This window comes from Stutzerimonas stutzeri, assembly GCF_018138085.1.
GTDB lineage: Bacteria > Pseudomonadota > Gammaproteobacteria > Pseudomonadales > Pseudomonadaceae > Stutzerimonas > Stutzerimonas stutzeri_AI.
This window is the reverse complement of sequence record NZ_CP073105.1, coordinates 1,083,902-1,100,595: the sequence shown is the minus strand read 5'-3', so window position 1 is coordinate 1,100,595 and position 16,694 is coordinate 1,083,902. Positions and strand designations below refer to the sequence as shown.

General features: G+C 59.8%; 16 protein-coding genes and 2 tRNA genes. 8 read left to right on the top strand and 10 right to left on the bottom strand.

The genetic code is table 11. The features are described from left to right. Window positions 1–903 (bottom strand): LysR substrate-binding domain-containing protein, encoded by a 903-nt coding sequence (locus KCX70_RS05275; protein ID WP_212619509.1) that lies wholly within the window; start codon window positions 901–903, stop codon window positions 1–3. A 101-nt stretch (window positions 904–1,004) separates the two neighbouring features. On the opposite strand from KCX70_RS05275, the gene KCX70_RS05270 reads away from it, so the two are divergent. The 4 genes from KCX70_RS05270 (at window position 1,005) to KCX70_RS05255 (ending at window position 3,548) form a co-directional block, all read left to right on the top strand. Then, a complete protein-coding gene (locus KCX70_RS05270; RefSeq protein WP_249121699.1) occupies window positions 1,005–2,228 on the top strand; it encodes an MFS transporter in 1,224 nt (407 codons plus the stop codon). 20 nt (window positions 2,229–2,248) lie between these two features. Then, window positions 2,249–3,049, top strand: coding sequence for a 2,5-didehydrogluconate reductase DkgB (gene dkgB / locus KCX70_RS05265; RefSeq protein ID WP_212619508.1), 801 nt, complete (start codon window positions 2,249–2,251; stop codon window positions 3,047–3,049). A 117-nt stretch (window positions 3,050–3,166) separates the two neighbouring features. After that, window positions 3,167–3,243, top strand: a tRNA-Met gene (locus KCX70_RS05260). A 77-nt stretch (window positions 3,244–3,320) separates the two neighbouring features. Next, on the top strand, window positions 3,321–3,548 hold the full coding sequence (locus tag KCX70_RS05255) for a hypothetical protein (RefSeq protein WP_212619507.1): 228 nt from the start codon (window positions 3,321–3,323) through the stop codon (window positions 3,546–3,548). A 204-nt stretch (window positions 3,549–3,752) separates the two neighbouring features. On the opposite strand, the gene KCX70_RS05250 is transcribed toward KCX70_RS05255, so the two are convergent. Further along, window positions 3,753–5,426, bottom strand: a complete 1,674-nt coding sequence (locus tag KCX70_RS05250; RefSeq protein WP_212619506.1) for a DUF262 domain-containing protein — start codon at window positions 5,424–5,426, stop codon at window positions 3,753–3,755. A gap of 232 nt (window positions 5,427–5,658) precedes the next feature. On the opposite strand from KCX70_RS05250, the gene KCX70_RS05245 reads away from it, so the two are divergent. Beyond that, a tRNA-OTHER gene (locus KCX70_RS05245) sits at window positions 5,659–5,728 on the top strand. An 850-nt stretch (window positions 5,729–6,578) separates the two neighbouring features. Further along, window positions 6,579–7,952, top strand: a complete 1,374-nt coding sequence (locus KCX70_RS05240; RefSeq protein WP_212619505.1) for an oligosaccharide flippase family protein — start codon at window positions 6,579–6,581, stop codon at window positions 7,950–7,952. Window positions 7,953–8,101: 149 nt separating this feature from the next. On the opposite strand, the gene KCX70_RS05235 is transcribed toward KCX70_RS05240, so the two are convergent. Next, a complete protein-coding gene (locus tag KCX70_RS05235) occupies window positions 8,102–8,506 on the bottom strand; it encodes a VOC family protein (RefSeq protein WP_212619504.1) in 405 nt (134 codons plus the stop codon). Window positions 8,507–8,564: 58 nt separating this feature from the next. Here KCX70_RS05235 and KCX70_RS05230 point away from each other — a divergent pair, with 58 nt between their 5' ends. Beyond that, window positions 8,565–8,867 (top strand): putative quinol monooxygenase, encoded by a 303-nt coding sequence (locus KCX70_RS05230; protein WP_021208718.1) that lies wholly within the window; start codon window positions 8,565–8,567, stop codon window positions 8,865–8,867. A 243-nt stretch (window positions 8,868–9,110) separates the two neighbouring features. On the opposite strand, the gene KCX70_RS05225 is transcribed toward KCX70_RS05230, so the two are convergent. The 4 genes from KCX70_RS05225 to otsB all read right to left on the bottom strand — a co-directional run bounded on the left by KCX70_RS05225 (window position 9,111) and on the right by otsB (window position 12,947). Then, entirely contained in the window at window positions 9,111–10,022 is a 912-nt protein-coding gene (locus KCX70_RS05225) for a DMT family transporter (RefSeq protein ID WP_212619503.1), read from the bottom strand. Then, a complete protein-coding gene (gene can / locus KCX70_RS05220; protein WP_212619502.1) occupies window positions 10,022–10,669 on the bottom strand; it encodes a carbonate dehydratase in 648 nt (215 codons plus the stop codon). Before can ends, KCX70_RS05225 begins: the two co-directional genes overlap by 1 nt. A gap of 80 nt (window positions 10,670–10,749) precedes the next feature. Then, window positions 10,750–12,159 (bottom strand): alpha,alpha-trehalose-phosphate synthase (UDP-forming), encoded by a 1,410-nt coding sequence (otsA, locus tag KCX70_RS05215; protein ID WP_212619501.1) that lies wholly within the window; start codon window positions 12,157–12,159, stop codon window positions 10,750–10,752. A gap of 11 nt (window positions 12,160–12,170) precedes the next feature. Continuing rightward, a complete protein-coding gene (otsB, locus tag KCX70_RS05210) occupies window positions 12,171–12,947 on the bottom strand; it encodes a trehalose-phosphatase (RefSeq protein WP_212619500.1) in 777 nt (258 codons plus the stop codon). Between the two features lie 187 nt (window positions 12,948–13,134). Between otsB and KCX70_RS05205 the strand changes: the two genes are divergently transcribed. Beyond that, window positions 13,135–13,677: a hypothetical protein gene (locus KCX70_RS05205; protein ID WP_102853752.1), complete on the top strand. Its 543-nt coding sequence runs from the start codon at window positions 13,135–13,137 to the stop codon at window positions 13,675–13,677. Between the two features lie 104 nt (window positions 13,678–13,781). On the opposite strand, the gene rimI is transcribed toward KCX70_RS05205, so the two are convergent. Genes rimI through KCX70_RS05190 form a run of 3 tightly spaced genes read right to left on the bottom strand, consistent with a single transcriptional unit; the run spans window position 13,782 to window position 16,610 of the window. After that, complete coding sequence (gene rimI / locus KCX70_RS05200; protein WP_021208724.1) at window positions 13,782–14,234, bottom strand: ribosomal protein S18-alanine N-acetyltransferase; 453 nt, start codon at window positions 14,232–14,234, stop codon at window positions 13,782–13,784. Window positions 14,235–14,244: 10 nt separating this feature from the next. Continuing rightward, on the bottom strand, window positions 14,245–15,066 hold the full coding sequence (locus KCX70_RS05195; RefSeq protein ID WP_212619499.1) for an energy transducer TonB: 822 nt from the start codon (window positions 15,064–15,066) through the stop codon (window positions 14,245–14,247). After that, a complete protein-coding gene (locus KCX70_RS05190; RefSeq protein WP_212619498.1) occupies window positions 15,063–16,610 on the bottom strand; it encodes a 2-isopropylmalate synthase in 1,548 nt (515 codons plus the stop codon). Before KCX70_RS05190 ends, KCX70_RS05195 begins: the two co-directional genes overlap by 4 nt. Between the last annotated feature and the right edge of the window lie 84 nt (window positions 16,611–16,694).

Below are 16,694 nucleotides of genomic sequence, written 5' to 3'. Positions count from 1 at the left end.
CTAGCGTGTCCATTCCTGCTCGCCCAGGCACTCGCTCAGGTAGTCGAGGAAACAGGTGATGCGTGCGGCGAGCGCGGTATTGCGGTAGTACACCGCGTGAATCGGCTGAATCACCCGGGTGTTTGCCTCGGCCAGCACTTCGACCAGCGTGCCCTCGGCGCGGTCCCGCTCAGTCATCAAGTCAGACAAACAGGCGATGCCTTGGCCGGCCAGCGCCAGATGCCGAACGGTCTCGCCACTCGATGCCCACAGGCTCGGCACGATGGGCCAGGTCTCGCCGAGCGGATGACGCAACGGCCAATGATTGAGGCTCTCCGGCTGGGTAAAACCGATCAGGCTATGTGTCGCCAGGTCCTCTACCTGCTGCGGCATACCGCGCCGTGTCAGGTAATCCGGGCTGGCCACGGCACGAATCCGGCTGCGACCCAGCGGCCGGGCGTGGAGGGTGGAATCGCGCAGTGGACCATGGCGCAGCGCCAGGTCGGTGCGGTGCTCGAGCAGATCGATGATCTGGTCGCTGCTGTTCAGTTCCAGCTCGATATCCGGATAGCGCTCGCGGAACCCACCTATCAGCGGCACCAGCACATGCAGCATGAAGGGTGCGGAGGCGTTGACCCGCAACCTTCCGGCCGGCCGCTGCAAGCGGCGCGACATCTGCTCCTCGGCTTCCTCTACGGCCTCAAGAATCCGCCTGGCCTGAACCAGAAAAGCCGCGCCCTCCTCCGTCAGCTCCAGGCGCCGTGTCGTGCGGCGCAGCAGTGTGGTGGCGAGCTTGGCTTCCAGCCGGCTCAGCGCACGGCTGACTCCTGAGGCGGTCTGCCCCAACTGCACGGCCGCGCTGGAGATGGAGCCGGTATCGATGACGGCCGTGAACGCCTGCAATTCGTCGAGCGTGGTTTTCATCTGTGACTCGCAGTCAATTATGTTTGGCCTGAAACCCGGTTTTTCCGCATGAGTCTGCGGTAGACACTGCGCGCCATGCAATCCAACCGGAGTTTCATCCCATGCCCATCGCTCTGCTCGCGCTGACCCTCAGCGCATTCGCCATCGGCACGACGGAGTTCGTCATCGTCGGCCTCATCCCCACCATCGCCGGAGACCTCGGCGTCAGTCTGCCCTCAGCCGGGCTGTTGGTCAGTCTTTACGCCTTGGGCGTCGCGGTCGGCGCACCGCTGCTCACGGCCCTGACCGGCAAGGTCCCGCGCAAGCTGTTGCTGCTGTCGTTGATGGTGCTGTTCACCGCCGGCAACCTGCTGGCCTGGCAAGCGCCGGGCTACGAATCGTTGATCCTGGCACGCATCGTCACCGGTCTCGCCCACGGCGTGTTCTTCTCCATCGGCTCGACCATCGCCACCAGCCTGGTCTCGAAAGAAAAAGCCGCGAGCGCCATTGCCATCATGTTCACTGGGCTTACCGTCGCGCTGGTGACCGGCGTACCACTCGGCACCTTCATCGGTCAGCAGTTCGGCTGGCGGGAGACCTTTCTGGCCGTGTCGCTGCTCGGCGTGATCGCCTTTATCGGCAGCCTGATCTTCGTGCCGCGCGGCATTCAGCACAGCAAGCCCGCGTCGATCGTCCAGCAGCTGGCCGTACTGAAACAGCCACGCCTGCTCTTGGTCTACGCCATGACCGCAGTCGGCTACGGCGGCACCTTCATCGCATTCACCTTTCTCGCGCCGATCCTGCAGGAGATCAGCGGCTTTGGTGAAGGCGCGGTTAGCCTGGTTCTGCTGGTTTACGGCGTCTCGGTAGCGGTGGGCAATATCTGGGGCGGCAAGCTGGCCGACCGCCGCGGGCCGATCAGCGCGCTCAAGTTGATTTTTACGCTGCTCGCCGCTGTGCTCTTCATCCTCACCTTCACCGCAGGCAACCCCTGGCTGGCACTGGCGACCGTACTGTTCTGGGGCGCCGTGGCCTTCGGCAACGTGCCCGGCCTGCAGATTTACGTGGTGCGCCAGGCCGAGCACTACACGCCGAAAGCGGTGGACGTCGCCTCGGGCCTGAACATCGCCGCCTTCAACCTTGGCATTGCCGGAGGCGCATGGCTCGGCGGACATATTGTCGCCTCCATGGGTCTCATCCATACCGCCTGGATCGGCTCGCTGGTGGTGCTGGTTGCCCTGGCATTCACCTACTGGAGCGGCCAACTGGATCGCAAATTCGCTGCAGCACCAGCCCATACCCCAGGCACCGATACGCACGAGCCGGTGCTTACCGCCTCGCATTGAACCTCACAGGAGAACCCTCAATGACCATTCCCGCATTCGGCCTCGGCACCTTTCGCCTCAAGGGTCAGCAAGTCATCGACTCGGTGAAGATGGGCCTCGAACTCGGCTATCGCCACATCGACACCGCGCAGATCTACGACAACGAAGCGGAAGTCGGCCAGGCCATCGCCGAGAGCGGCGTCCCGCGCGACGAGCTATTCGTGACCACCAAGGTTTGGACCAGCAACCTCGGCGCCGACCGCCTTATCCTCAGCCTGGAGGAAAGCGTGAGCAAACTGCGCATGGAACAAGTGGACCTCACCCTGGTGCACTGGCCCTCGCCCAATGACGAGTTGGCGGTCGCCGACTACCTGGCCCGGATGATGGACGCCAAGCAGCGAGGCCTGACCCGCGCCATCGGCATCTCCAACTTCACCATCAGCCATATGCAACAGGCCATCGACGCCATCGGTGCCGAGAACATCGCCACCAATCAGGTTGAGGTGCATCCCTTCCTGCAGAACCGCAAGGTCATCGATTTTGCCCGCAGCCACGGCATCCATATCACCGCTTATATGCCGCTCGCCTACGGCAAGGTGATGCAAGACGAGGTGCTGCAACGCATCGCTGAAGCCCACAACGCCAGCCCCGCACAGGTCGCCCTGGCCTGGCTGCTGCAACAGGGCTTCGCCGTGATCCCCTCCTCCACCAAGCGCGAAAACCTCGCCGCCAACCTCGAGGCGCAACAGCTGCGACTGACCGACGAGGAGATGCAACAGATCGCCACGCTGGACCGCAACGAGCGCCTAGCCAACCCCGGCTTCGCGCCAAAATGGGATTGAGCGACAGCGCACCGGCAGCGGCCGGACCGGCGGCATAAGCTTTTGAAAAAGCAGGTAGAAAAAGCGCACCCGGAGGGTTGACACACGACCGCGCGGCGCGAATAATGCGCGCCACTTGGCTACGTAGCTCAGTTGGTTAGAGCATAGCATTCATAATGCTGGGGTCCGGGGTTCAAGTCCCTGCGTAGCCACCAAATTCAAGAAAGGGTTCAGCGAAAGCTGAACCCTTTTTTTGTGCCCGCCGTTTAGCCAACCGCACCGAGAGCGCACCATGAGAGACGACTTCGACAATATCCGCGCCGAGCGCGAAACGCCCTATCGCACCGCCTCAACGACCCCATCCAATCAATACGCCGGGCTATGGAAACAGATCGCCATCGGGATCGTGGTCGGGCATTTGTCGTTAGGGTTGATTGGTGCGGTGGTTTGGATGGTGGCAGCGCATCTGCTGGTTGGGGATGTGCAGATCGTAGCGCCGTGGGCGGGAAAGCAAGAATAGGCAGCCATTGCAGCGTTCGTACTAGAGCGCATAGTCTTCTGAAAATAAATCTGTCCCCTTTTACGTTAAAGAGACCGAGCGGCGAAGTGAGACGAGGCCTACTACAGTTATCATGCAAAAATAAGTAATGGGCGCAGATGAAATAGAAAATAAAAACATTTGGAGTGACGGCCGGCGCAAGACTATTCCGGCCGCCTTAATGCATCAAATTGCCCAATACTTGACGGCTACCTCAGCCATCTTCTCTTGTCGCCTGTCTATTTCGGACTTAGTCCATTCTGACGATTCACCAATCATCTTGGTGAAGTAAAAATCTGAACTTCTATAAACTCCAACTTTTTCGTCGAAGCTATCGTTTCCAATAGTGCTGTTTATCTTCGATGCCATGATGGCAAGGTTGCCTAGTCTATTCTGCGATGACCGTACCTCCTCATCGTCAAAGAATTGGCTCCAACCCTGATCTGGCTTCAGCGGCAATACATGCTCTAAATTGACCCTGGATGCATCATAGTCGGGAATTTTTTCCGCGTTTACTCCGGCCAACGCAATTTCCAGCTCTCGCAAATAGTATCTTGCTATCTTCTGCTTCGAAACCGTTGCAATAGAAAATGCAGCCCTGAAAGCCGTATCTGTCGGTACGTTCTTAAACTCTTGAATGACGCCGTTTGGTGTTGTTATCTTGTCCTCGCTAACTACCTTGGCAGTTTCAGCATATAGACGCTCCAATGTACCGCCCCCGATACCTCCTGCCATCTGGTACCTAACTGCAGCGGAAACAAGTTTCTTGAATGTGGCCGAAACATTCTTGGAGTCGAACTTGTTGAGTATGGCCAAAAGCAGAGGCCTAATCTGGGTCATTCCAAGTAGATTTAAGGTCGCGACCGAGTATTTAACGTCAGAGGAAAAGCCCGCCCAGTACTCATGCTCAGTGTTAAGGAGCGCTGAATAAACCCGTACTGTTTCTGCAAGTTCTGTTGAGAAGCGTAGGGCTGCTCGCTTGCTAGTGATCTTTGACTTTAAGTGAGAGAAAAGTTCTTTCTCACGAATCAATCCATATTTGGCCATTGTGAAATGGCGAATATAGGTCACGGTTAAAGGGTCATCAGATGCCCCCTCCAGAATAGCCACCATGGTAAGCCATCTATTCTTTGCCTCTTCTAGCTTCTCTCCGGACTTATGGAAGAGATAATTCTTTACAAGGTCCGAGATCGCTAGTTCTAAACCTCTGTCGTTAAGTGTTTCAAATATAACAAACGCGTTACTGTCATCCGGCGCGGTAACTACAATTATTTTTAATGACTTTTCTATGTAGTCCAACCAGCAGTGCAGCTCTTCCTCTGAGTCTTTGGATTTTTCGCAAATTCTTTTAAGGTACTCAAGGCAGCGATTCGCCGCTGAAACTAACCGTCGATGCGAAGAGCGCTTTGCTTGTTTTGCGGAAACCGTGGAGAAACTTTCTATCAGGTCCTGATAGATTTCATTGTCAACTTCGTTGAGGATTAGCTTGGGCTCCCTCTCCTTCGTTCTTCTATCAGTGCTAGCCAAAAAGTCGGACTTTACCGAGACAACTACTTCGTGATCTTCATCAAGATAAAATATCTCTTTAATGGCGGCTAAAACGAGACTTATAGTGGTGAGCCTCTGTTGTCCATCAACCACCTCGAATCTTCCGCTTTCATCTGCGGTAACAACTATAGAGCCTAAGAAATACTCTCGCTCCTTGTTTGATATTGCCTCTCTTATGTCTTCTAATAGTGCATCAACATGATCCACCTCCCAAGCATAAGACCGCTGGTAAGCTGGAACACGGAATCTTCTACTTTTTAAGACTGCCCCAATACCTTCAAGACTAATATTGAGTTGCTGTATTTGGCTCATAAGGGCACATCCATTTAGAGGCAGTCCATTTAGACAGGTGATAGATTTTGACCGAGGCCAGAAATGGTACTGTGCCAGCGTGGTTGATATCCAGCAACACCATGAGCGGGGCACGCACCCAAAGCGGTGACTACAAGCTTGATTTTCTGAGGTTTACTCTGGCCCGATGAGGGGGCGCAGGTATCTGAACCCCCGTAATATGGGCCTTTATGGGCCTTTATGGGCCTCTATGGGCTACCGTGGGCTAATTTCTGCGATTCATAATGCTGGGGTCCGGGGTTCAAGTCCCTGCGTAGCCACCAAATTCAAGAAAGGGTTCAGCGAAAGCTGAACCTTTTTTTGTGCCCGCCGTTTAGCCAACCGCACCGAGAGCGCACCATGAGAGACGACTTCGACAACATCCGCGCCGAGCGTTAAACGCCCTACCGCACCGCCGCTACCCAAGCCAATCAGCATGCCGGGCTGTGGAAATAGATCGCCATCGGCATCGCGGTTAGGTATCTGTCGTTGGGGTTGATTGGTGCGGTGGTCTGGATGGTGGCGGCGCAGCTGCTTGATGGAGATTTGCACATCGTGTCGCCATGGGCGGGGGAAGCTGGGGTGAACTGCTACCGAGCCTCCACTTACATGCATAATCTTCGGACTCAACTGCCACGCCAGACACTTCTTTGAACTGCAGCCTGATAATGCCGAACAAACTCTAGCGGCGTATTGCCGCACCCCCTGATAGACCGGCCGCCCGCTAAGCTTGCAGTACATCTAGCCTCCCCCAGGTCGATAGATGGCAGTTGCCTCTACCATCAACCGGCGCATACTGTCGCCGTCGTTGTTCCGGTTCTTGGAACATTGGTCTGCTTCCAGCAGGATTCTAGAAGCCCACATAATTTTCTCTGATTGTCTGTACCCAGCGTTCTCGCGTGCACAGCCGTTTTCGCCTGCGCGTCGCCTGTGGTGGTCAGGTTTTTTGGCAGTTGGGTTTGAGTGTGGTCAGCGATACCGCATCGTTCCCTTGCTACGTTTTATTCGCCTCGAAGCAAGGGTCGCGCAACCCAACCCGCCAAGCGTTCTGGCGAAAGGGAGCCGGTCCTCGTCGTCACGCACCGTTGGCATCAACTTCGCCGCGTCTGAACCAGCCGCGCACAAAGGATGTGTATGAAGAAGAAATTCGATAAAGAGATTGGCAAGATCGCTTTCGTTTTCCTGCCGATGGTCATGCAGCCGCTGTTGAATTTCTTTTTTCTGATTCTGGTCGCCAAGCATTGCTCGCTGGAAGAGTACGGCTCGCTGGCGTTAAGCATGGTGCTGGTATCGGTGATTGTCGGGTTCTCGGACTTCGGCCTACGCGACTACCTGCTGAGCAAGGGCGCTATCGAAAAGGGGCTTTCCAGCGGTGAAAACCTTTTTCTGCCAGCGACCGTGGGCTATCTGGTCCTGGTCATGGCGGCGATGTTCTACCTGGGCAATGTCGGCGGCACGCACGATGCCTATTACCTGCTGGTCAGCTTTTTGCCCGAAGCCCTGGCCTTCGCCGTTCTGCAGCGCTGCCTGTTCTTCCACTATCAGCGCCAGGACCGGCTGGTACGCTTCTCCTCTCTGGACTCGATCTTCAAGTCGCTGCCCTTCGCCGTGAAGATCGGCTTGTTCCTGCTTACCGGTAACCTGATCCTTTCCGTCGCCGTTGGCGCCGGGGTGGCCATGCTTTCATACCTGGGCTGGTTCTACCTGCGCTGTATTCGCCAACCAGGCTTCTTTGCCATCGACACCCAGGTCTTCGCGACGCTCGGCAAGATGCTGACCCTGTGGCGTTCCTGGTTGCCCTTTACCGTTTCCTTTTTCTCCTTCTTTCTTTACTTCGGCGCCGACCGGATTGTCATCGAGAAGCTGCTCGGTGGTGAGCAGTTGGCGGTCTATGCCGCAGCCGTTTCGTTTATCGCCATCGGACAGATCGCTGTCACCGCGTTCTGGTCGCTGTACATGCCTCGGATTTCGCGGGGCTTCAACGAAATCGGGCAGCGGAAGTTCGTCATCCTGGCGGTCGGCCTGTCGCTGGGCATGTTCGCGGGCTATCAGCTGTTCGCCCTGCTTCTGTTCCACCTGTTCTACCCGGAAAGCTATGCCGGCGCCTCGCTGATCCTGCAGATCATGGCGGGCTTTTTTATCTTCCGGCTCGTAAACGTGGTCTTCGAGATGTACTGGGTCGCCGAGGAGCGCTACGACAGCTTCGTCAAGATGCGTGTGTTCTGCGGGCTACTCAGCGTGGCACTGAACTGCATTTTCATTCCGGTGTTCGGGTTGATCGCGCCAGCCGTGATCGTCGTTATCTGCGAGCTGACGTTGACGCTTCTCATCCTCTTCGCCGAGTTCCGCCGGAAGAATTCACCGGCGGCCGAGCCCCAGGCGATATCGGTGGACATCGTGCCGGAGGCGGTGCCGATGAGTGTGATTCCACCAGCGCTACTACAAAGCGTGCAACCAGCACCAAGCCTATTCATCGAGCAGAGCGAGGCCGGCCACTCCGGCACCTGACCCGTCCGGCCACGCTGCGACGATTACCGCAATGACGTCCGTTCATTGCCCCAGACGTCCGAACCGGCCGCAGATGCTGGATCGAACGCTTTGGTTTTTTAGCTCGCGGCCATCCGGCCAACGCAGCTACAAAGCTCACCCATTGTTCATCAACGCAAACGCTGCCCCGATATCGCCGGATGGTAGAGCGGCTGCACGGTATTCCCGGCTGGATCGATCACGTGAAAGCTATGGGCGCCGTCGCTGTGGGCGAAGGGGCGGTCGAGCATGGTGACGCCTTGAGCTTTGAGGTATTCGTACCAGGCGTGCAGTTCGTCCAGGCTGTCGACGATGAAACCGTAGTGATCCATCGCCTGGACGCCGCTGCTCTTTTCCCGGGCGCGGCCCAGGGAGAGGTTGTCGTTGCCGCAGGTCAGGTAGACGAGGTCCTTGCTGGCGCGATTGAGGACGTCCATGCCCAGCACGTCGACGTAGAAACGTTCGCATTCTTCAAGGTTCGGCACGGTGAGCGCCAGATGACGCAGGCCGTTCAGGCGACCGGGACGCTGTGGCATTTTTCTTTTCCTTTTTGTATACAATTACGCGACAAGATTAAAACAAAATGGAGTGCTCATGTACTGTCTCATCCTGAAAACGCAACTCGCACCGGGCTCGTTCGATAAATTCATGGAGGCCATGCGCGTCAACGCCGCCGCTTCGGTAACCCAGGAGCCGGATTGCCTGGTGTTCGACGTCATCCAGGATCTGGCGGATCCCGACCTCGTCTACCTCTATGAGCTGTACCGCGATGAAGCGGCGTTCGCGCACCACAAGACCACCGAGCACTATCTGCAGAGCCGCCCGTTGGTGGGTGAATTCATCGTCAAGCAGGAGGCCATGAAGGGCCAGATGGTGTGCGGCAACAGCAAGCGCTGAACGACACGACGATAGGAAGTAACCGGACAACGCCGCCGAAGCGGTAATGCTGTTCGCTTAACCACTGTCGACTTAGGCACTCCTACGTTCCGGACAGGCCTGCGCCTGTATCGCCGCGAGGTCGCGCCTCCCACTGGAGCTGGTGTGCACCTGCTGCTTTGGGGGAGGCCCGAGTCGAGACGAACTTACTAAGTGAACAGCATCGCGCCGAAGCGAGCTATTTGCAGGTATCCCGGCTCGGCATCAGCGAACCGCCCGGCGCACTGTGGGCCGGGTCGCCAACAGCAGGCCGGCGAAGATCAGCCCACCGCCGATCCAGTGGAACCTCTGCAGACCCTCGCCCAGCAGCAGCCAGCCGAGAATCGCGGTGAAGACCGGCATCAGGTAGGTCGCCATCGCCGCTTTCGCCGCGCCAACGGTTTTGACGCCGTGGTTCCAGGACAGGTAAGCGACCAGCGAGGCGAAAATGGCGGTGTAGGCGATCACGCTGAGGTTGATCAGGTTCGGCGTGAAGCCGCCGGCGTGGCTGAATTCGAACAGGTAGAACGGCAGAATCAGCGGTGTGCCCAGCAACATCAACACGCCCAGCAGCGTCAGCGGCGGCACCTGGAGAAAGCCGGCCCAGCGCCGCAGGGACAGGGTATAGAGCGCCCACACCAGCACCGCCGCCAGCATGATCAGGTCGCCGGTCTGGAACGACAGGCTGGTAAACGCCCCCCAGCTGCCACGGCTGATCAGGTAGACCAGGCCACCCGCCGCGATGGCCATGCCGAACCAGGCGCGCCGCGCCGGCCATTCCCCTAGCAGCAGCCCGCCACCGATAAAGGTGAACAGCGGCAAACAGGTGTTCACCAACGTCAGGTTGATGGCTTCGGTGCTTTGCGCGGCGGAATACAGCAGCGAGTTATAGCTGCTGATGCCCAACGCCGCGACGATGGGCAGGCGCCACCCTGCCGCGCGCAACGCCGCTCGATGGGTCCAGATGGACCGCGCCACGAACGGCAATAACAGTCCGGTGGCAAGCACCCAGCGCCAGAACGCCAGGGTCAGCGGAGGGATGGCTTCGTGAAAGGCACGGGCCACCAGGGCGTTGCCACTCCAGCAGAGCACGGCGAGCAGGAGGCCACCGAAGGCCCAAGCGTTACCAGTCGGCATCAGACCGGCCGAAGCGGGCGCAGGCGGTATTGCGGTGGCACCTGTTCCGGGCCGCTGATGGTGACGTTGAGGTCCTTCCAGATGCCGTCCTTGATGCCGTAAATGCAGCCATGCACGGACAGTGTCTGGCCACGGTGCCAGGCGTTCTGAACGATGCTGGTGTGGCTGACGTTGGCGACCTGCTGGATGACGTTCAGTTCGCACATGCGGTCGACCCGGGCTTCCTCGGTGGGGAAGCTGGCGATGTGCTCGCGGTGCTCGTAATACAGGTCGCGGATGGTGCGCAGCCAGCCGTCGATCAGCCCCAGCTGGTCGTCACGCATGGAGGCGCGAACGCCACCGCAGCCGTAATGGCCGGTGACCAGAATGTGCTTCACCTTGAGTACGTCGACGGCGTACTGAATGACGGACAGGCAGTTGAGGTCGGTATGCAGCACGACGTTGGCGACGTTGCGGTGGACGAACAGGTCGCCCGGCAGCATGCCGACGATCTCGTTGGCCGGCACGCGTGCGTCCGAACAGCCGATCCAGAGATATTCCGGCACCTGCTGCTTGGCCAGTTTGGCGAAAAACGTCGGGTCTTCCTCGTTGATAGCTTCAGCCCAACGCGCATTGTTTTCGATTAGTTGTTGAAGATCTTTGCTCATCGATAGCCCCTTTTTGATCCGATACGCACGTTACGAACCGGACCACGTTTTGACAAGCACGCGGGCCGGGACGTCACAGCCTAAACGGTGAACAGCGGATTCGAGGGGACTTCGGCTCGCGGACGGGAGGAAAAGGCACGCAGGTCGCGCAGAAAGTTGTCGCGCCAGGCATCGAGGTCCGCGGCGCGGATCGCACGCATCATGTGCTCGTAGCGGTCCTTGCGCTCGGCGAGCGACATGCGCAGGGCTCGGTCCAGCGCTTCGGCCATGCCTATGCAGTCATAGGGATTGACGATAAGCGCCGAGGTCAGTTCGCGGGCGGCACCGGCGAAGCGCGACAGCACGAGCACGCCGGGATCCTCCGGATCTTGCGAGGCGACGTATTCCTTGGCGACGAGGTTCATGCCGTCGCGCAACGGCGTGACGAAACCGATGTCGGCATTGCGGAACAGGCCCATCAACACACGCCGATCATGGCTCTTGTTGAGGTAATGCAGCGGCGTCCAGTCAAGGTCCGACAGCCAGCCGTTGATGTGCCCCGCCGCGCTCTCCAGTTGTTGCCGAATGTGCTGGTAAGTCTTCACATCGGAGCGGGAGGTGGGCGCAATCTGAATGAACTCGACCGAGCGACGGTGCTCCGGGTAGCGCTCGAGAAAAGCCTCGTAGGCCTTGAAACGCTCCAACAGACCTTTGGAATAGTCCAGGCGATCGACGCTGATGATCTTCTTGCGGGCAATGTCGGTGGTGCGCCGCATGGGCTTGCGACGGCCTTTGTAAGACTCGGCCAGGTCGTGGATTTCATCCGGGACCACACCGATCGGATAGACGCCGGCACGAAAGTTTTGCCCGTACGCGGTCAGGCTGCCGTCGGATTCGAGCACGCCGCGCACCTCGCGGGTCATGTAATCCTGAAAGGCCAGGCGATCGGTTTCGGTCTGAAACCCGATGAGATCGTAGAAGCAGAGCGTCCTGAGCAGTTCGTTGTGTGGGGGAATGACGGTGAGGATTTCCGGCGGCGGGAACGGAATGTGGAGAAAAAAGCCGATGCGGTTACGAATACCCAGTTGACGGCAGCATTCGGCGAAGGGAATCAGATGGTAGTCGTGAATCCAGATGATGTCGTCGGGCTTGAGCAGCGGCTTGAGCTTCTCCGCCAGCATGGCGTTGACCCGCCTGTAGCCTTCATATTCCTGACGGTTGTAGCGAGCCAGGTCGATGCGGTAGTGGAAGATCGGCCAGAGCGTGGCATTGGAAAAGCCGCGGTAATACTGGTCGTAGTCCTGTTTGGTCAGGCCCATCGTGACGTAGGTGATGTTACCGATGGTCTCGCTATGGGTCTGCGGGGAGCTGCTGACTTCGCCGCTCCAGCCGAACCAGATGCCTCCGGCCTGGCGCAACGCGTCATAAACGCCTACTGCAAGCCCGCCAGCAGCGACCTTCCCCACCTTGATCGGCGCTACTCGGTTGGAAACCACTACTAGTCGGCTCATGGATGGATCTCTCAGTCTGGTTTTGTTGGATTTTTCGGCTGTTTCGACAGTGCGTCGAGCAGGGTTTCGAGCCAGGCGCCGACCGCTTCTACCGAGTCCAGGCGTTGCATGGCCTCGGTTACGCCGGTACCGACCTTGATGCTCAGGCCGCCCAGCTCGTTGACGACCTTGAAACCCGCCTCGTCAGTCAGATCGTCACCGATGAACACAGGCGTTCGGCCTTTGAACGGCGCTTCCTGCATGAAGGTACGAATCACCTCGCCCTTGCTGGCGCCGCGCGGCTTGAGTTCGAACACGCATTTGCCCGGCTGCAGCGTCAGCACCTCTGCATAACGCTCGACGAATCGCTCCGCCAAGGCGCGGGCGGCGTCTTCCAGTTCAGGAGCCAGACGAAAATGCAGGGCGAATGCGACGGTCTTGTTCTCCAGCACCAGTCCCGGATGCTCGGCGCAGGCTTGCGCCAGCGCCCGTTCGATCGCGCTGAAAACGTCAGGATCGAGAGCCAGGTTTTGCATCTGCCCTGCAGCGGTCCTGCGCTCGGCGCCGTGCACGCCGGCCGCTGGCAGGATCAGCGGGGCGAGCAAAGCGTCGAGCTGGCTGAGTGGTCGTCCGGAAATCACAGCGACGGGAACGTCACTGACGTGCAGATGCTCCAAGGCCGCGAGGGAGCGAGGGGGTATGGATACCAGTTCAGGACGGGGCTGGATTTCTGCCAGCGTACCGTCGACGTCGAAGAAAAAAGCGCAGCGCCGGACCTCTAGCCCGGGTCGGTCATTTGGTTTGTTCATGCTCCTTGAGACTCCGGATCGATAAAGGTGGTTCGCACTTTTTTGCGCCACCGTCGAGGCCCGCCGGCTCAACAGGTGTCTCCAGCAGCTTGGTGCATAAAGCCCGAACCGGCCAGCAGCCAGCCTGAATCTTCACACCGAGGCCAGGTCACAACCTGCAAGACCGCAGCTCAATCAGGAGGTTGTCATGAACGATCGCAAGCCCTACACGCCCACGGAAATCGACGACACGGAAGACCGCATGGGCTCGATGGAGCAGCTCGATTTCGATCAGCATCGCGACGATCGCAAAGGTCGTATCGGCGATGAGGTACCCGCCGAGGAGATCGAGGATGAGTTTCCGCCCGAGCGCGTAGCCGAAGCGGGCATGACCACGGGCGAAGTCCCGGATGGCGACACCACCATGGACGATCTGGCGCCGGAAACGCTGATCCGCGAGGACGGCTCACGCTCGCCGAACGAGCGCGGCCATGGCGGGCCAGCGGATCAGGATCTCAGTGAAGTCTCGGAGCACCAAATCGGCGCCGATGTGGATCTGGACGAAGCGGAACAAGGGCGCGTTGACCCTTTGGACGGCAAACCATGGGACGGCCCGGCGAAAGGCGACCGGGACACCGGGCTCGGCGGCGGCGACGCGGTGCTGCATGAGAACGATGACGTGATGGACGACAACGAGCTGGAGGGCGACGCGCCGCTGGATTCCGGTCGAGACAAGGCGCCGGGGCAATAACACACGCCCGCTTACACAGCGAGCATGGTGCAAAGGCTGACGCGCCGTCCGTAGTGTGGCGCTCGGGCGGTGTGAGTCGAGGGAGTCGATGCCCCAGCGGTCGCTCAATCCAGCAGGGTGCAGGCCATCACCAGCGCATCCTCGCGGCCGTCGGCGGACGGATAGTAGGCGCGCCGACGGCCAACCTCATTGAAGCCATACCGCTCGTATAGTCGATAGGCCGAAGCATTGCTGGCTCTGACTTCGAGGAAGCATTCGCGCCCGCCCCGCTCCGCGGCCCGCTGCATGAGATGCTCGAGCAGGCGCAAGCCCAGGCCGCGCCCCTGACTCTGCGGTTTGACCGTGATATTGAGCAGGTGGGCCTCGTCGAGAATGACATTGATCACACCATGGCCGACCTGCTGCTCGCCTTCGAACATGACCCAGCATTCATAGGCGGTCAGGGCGTCGGTGAAGATGCCGCGGGTCCAGGGGTGGCTGAAGGCGGCGTACTCGATTTTCAGGACTGTTTCGATATCCGCCGCCGTCATGGGGCGGAAGCTGACTGCATCACTCATGAAGCACTACTCATAAACCCGTGACCCAACGCGCCATGCTGCGGCGCATCGCTTTCCACAGCGCGGCCTTGCTGCCAGGCTGCTCCATCAGTTGCTCGAGGCCGGGCATCGCCAGTGCATGGCCGATACCTTCGATATGCAGCTCGCGGTAGCAGGCGTCCGCCTCCACTTCACCGGCAAAGCGCAGCGCCGGCAGACCTATCAACCAGAGGCAGGCGCAACCCATATCTTCCAACTCGGCGGCTACCACGCCTTGCACGTAATCCCGTGCCGCTTCGGCACCTTGATCGAGGCTGCCGCGATGCAGCAGCGGCCAGCGGATCGGTTCGCCGTCTCCGACCTGTTGCGGGCTGTCCGGCAATCTGGCGGCGCGAAGCAGGTCCTTGAGCAGCAGGTAGGCCGGATCGCGACTCTGGAACGACTCACCGGTGGGCAATTCGACCAGCAGCAGGCAGTTGCCGGCGCGCAGCAGTTGCAAGGCGAAACGCGGTGGCGGCGCGCTAAGCTTCTGTTCGGCAACGACCGGCTGTTCATCAGAGGGTTTATTGGCCGAGCGTTTCGGCTCGGGTACGGCAATGCGCGGCATGGCCGCACGAACCGCATCGGCCGCGGGGCTTGCCGTGACGGTGGGGGCGGCGGCAACAGGCCGGTCCGCCACGGCAGTCGGCTGCGGCGCCGGCTGTTCGGGCTCGAAGACCGGTGCCGGTTCAGGCTCGACCCGCTGCAACAATGCCGGACGCGAAGGCGCGGCGAAAGGCAGCTCCGTGCGCGGCAACCAGGAAGTGATCTGCATGGCGTCGAGGAAGGCCCGACGCCGGTTCTCAGTGATCAAACCCCGGCCACCTGCGGGTGCGCCTTGGCCCCGACCTGCATCAGGTTCAGCGCGTTCAGATAAGCCTTGGCGGAGGCGACGACGATGTCGGTATCGGCACCGTTGCCATTGACGATGCGCCCGCCCTTCTCCAGCCGCACCGTGACTTCGCCTTGCGAATCGGTACCTTTGGTGATGGCGTTGACTGAATACAGCTGCAGCGTCGCGCCGGAATTGGCGACCGACTCGATGGCCTTGAAGGTCGCATCGACCGGTCCCGAGCCCTGCCCCGACGCAGTCTGCTCATGCCCATCGACGTTGAGCACGAGTCTGGCGTGCGGCACTTCGCCGGTCTTGCTCGCCACTTCCAACGTCACCAGTTTGAAATGCTCCTGCACGTCTTCGGCGAGGGTATCGGAGACCAGCGCCTGCAAGTCCTCGTCGAAGATCTCGTGCTTCTTGTCGGCCAGCTCCTTGAAGCGCGCAAAGGCCGCATTCAGCTCGCCTTCGCCCGGCAGCACGATGCCCAGTTCTTCGAGCCGCGAACGGAAAGCCGCGCGCCCCGAATGCTTGCCCATGACCATCTTGTTGGCATTCCAGCCCACCGATTGCGCGGACATGATTTCGTAGGTTTCGCGATGCTTGAGCACGCCATCCTGATGGATGCCGGATTCATGGGCGAACGCATTGGCGCCGACGATGGCCTTGTTCGGCTGCACCGGAAAACCGGTGATGCCAGAGACCAGGCGCGAGGCGCTGAGGATGTGCTCGGTCTCGATGCGGGTGTGCACATCGAGCAGATCCTGGCGGGTCTTGATCGCCATGACGATCTCTTCCAGCGCCGCATTGCCCGCACGCTCGCCGAGCCCGTTGATGGTGCACTCGACCTGCCGCGCGCCCGCAACGACCGCCGCCAGCGAGTTGGCGACGGCCAGCCCCAGGTCGTTGTGGCAATGCACAGAGAAGACGGCCTTGTCGGCGTTGGGAATGCGCTCGAGCAGGGTGCCGATCATGGCGCCGTATTGATGCGGGATGGCATAGCCAACCGTGTCCGGGATATTGATCGTGCGCGCGCCGGCATCGATGGCCGCTTCGATGATGCGGCAGAGGAAATCGATCTCCGATCGCCCGGCGTCTTCGCAGGAAAACTCCACATCGGCGCAGAGATTGCGCGCTTTGGTCACGGCGCGGACGGCCTGCTCGACCACCTGGTCCGGCTGCATGCGCAGCTTGTACTGCATATGAATCGGGCTGGTGGCGATGAAGGTATGGATGCGTCCGGAATTGGCGCCGGCCAGGGCTTCGGCGGCGCGCTCGATATCGGCATCGACGGCACGCGCCAGGCTGCAGACGGTGCTGTCCTTGATGTTGTCGGCGACCGCCTTCACCGCGGCGAAATCGCCCGGACTGGCGATGGCGAAGCCGGCTTCGATCACGTCCACCTTCAGCCGTTCGAGGGCCTTGGCGATGCGCAGCTTCTCTTCACCGGTCATGGAGGCACCGGGGCTCTGTTCGCCGTCTCGCAGGGTGGTGTCGAAGATGATGACGCGGTCGTTGCTGCTCATGTCGAACTCCTCTTGGCCTGCCGTGCGGACTCAGGCGGCGCCTCAAGTGTGAATTGTGGCCGGAAACCAGCAAAGCGGGAAGGC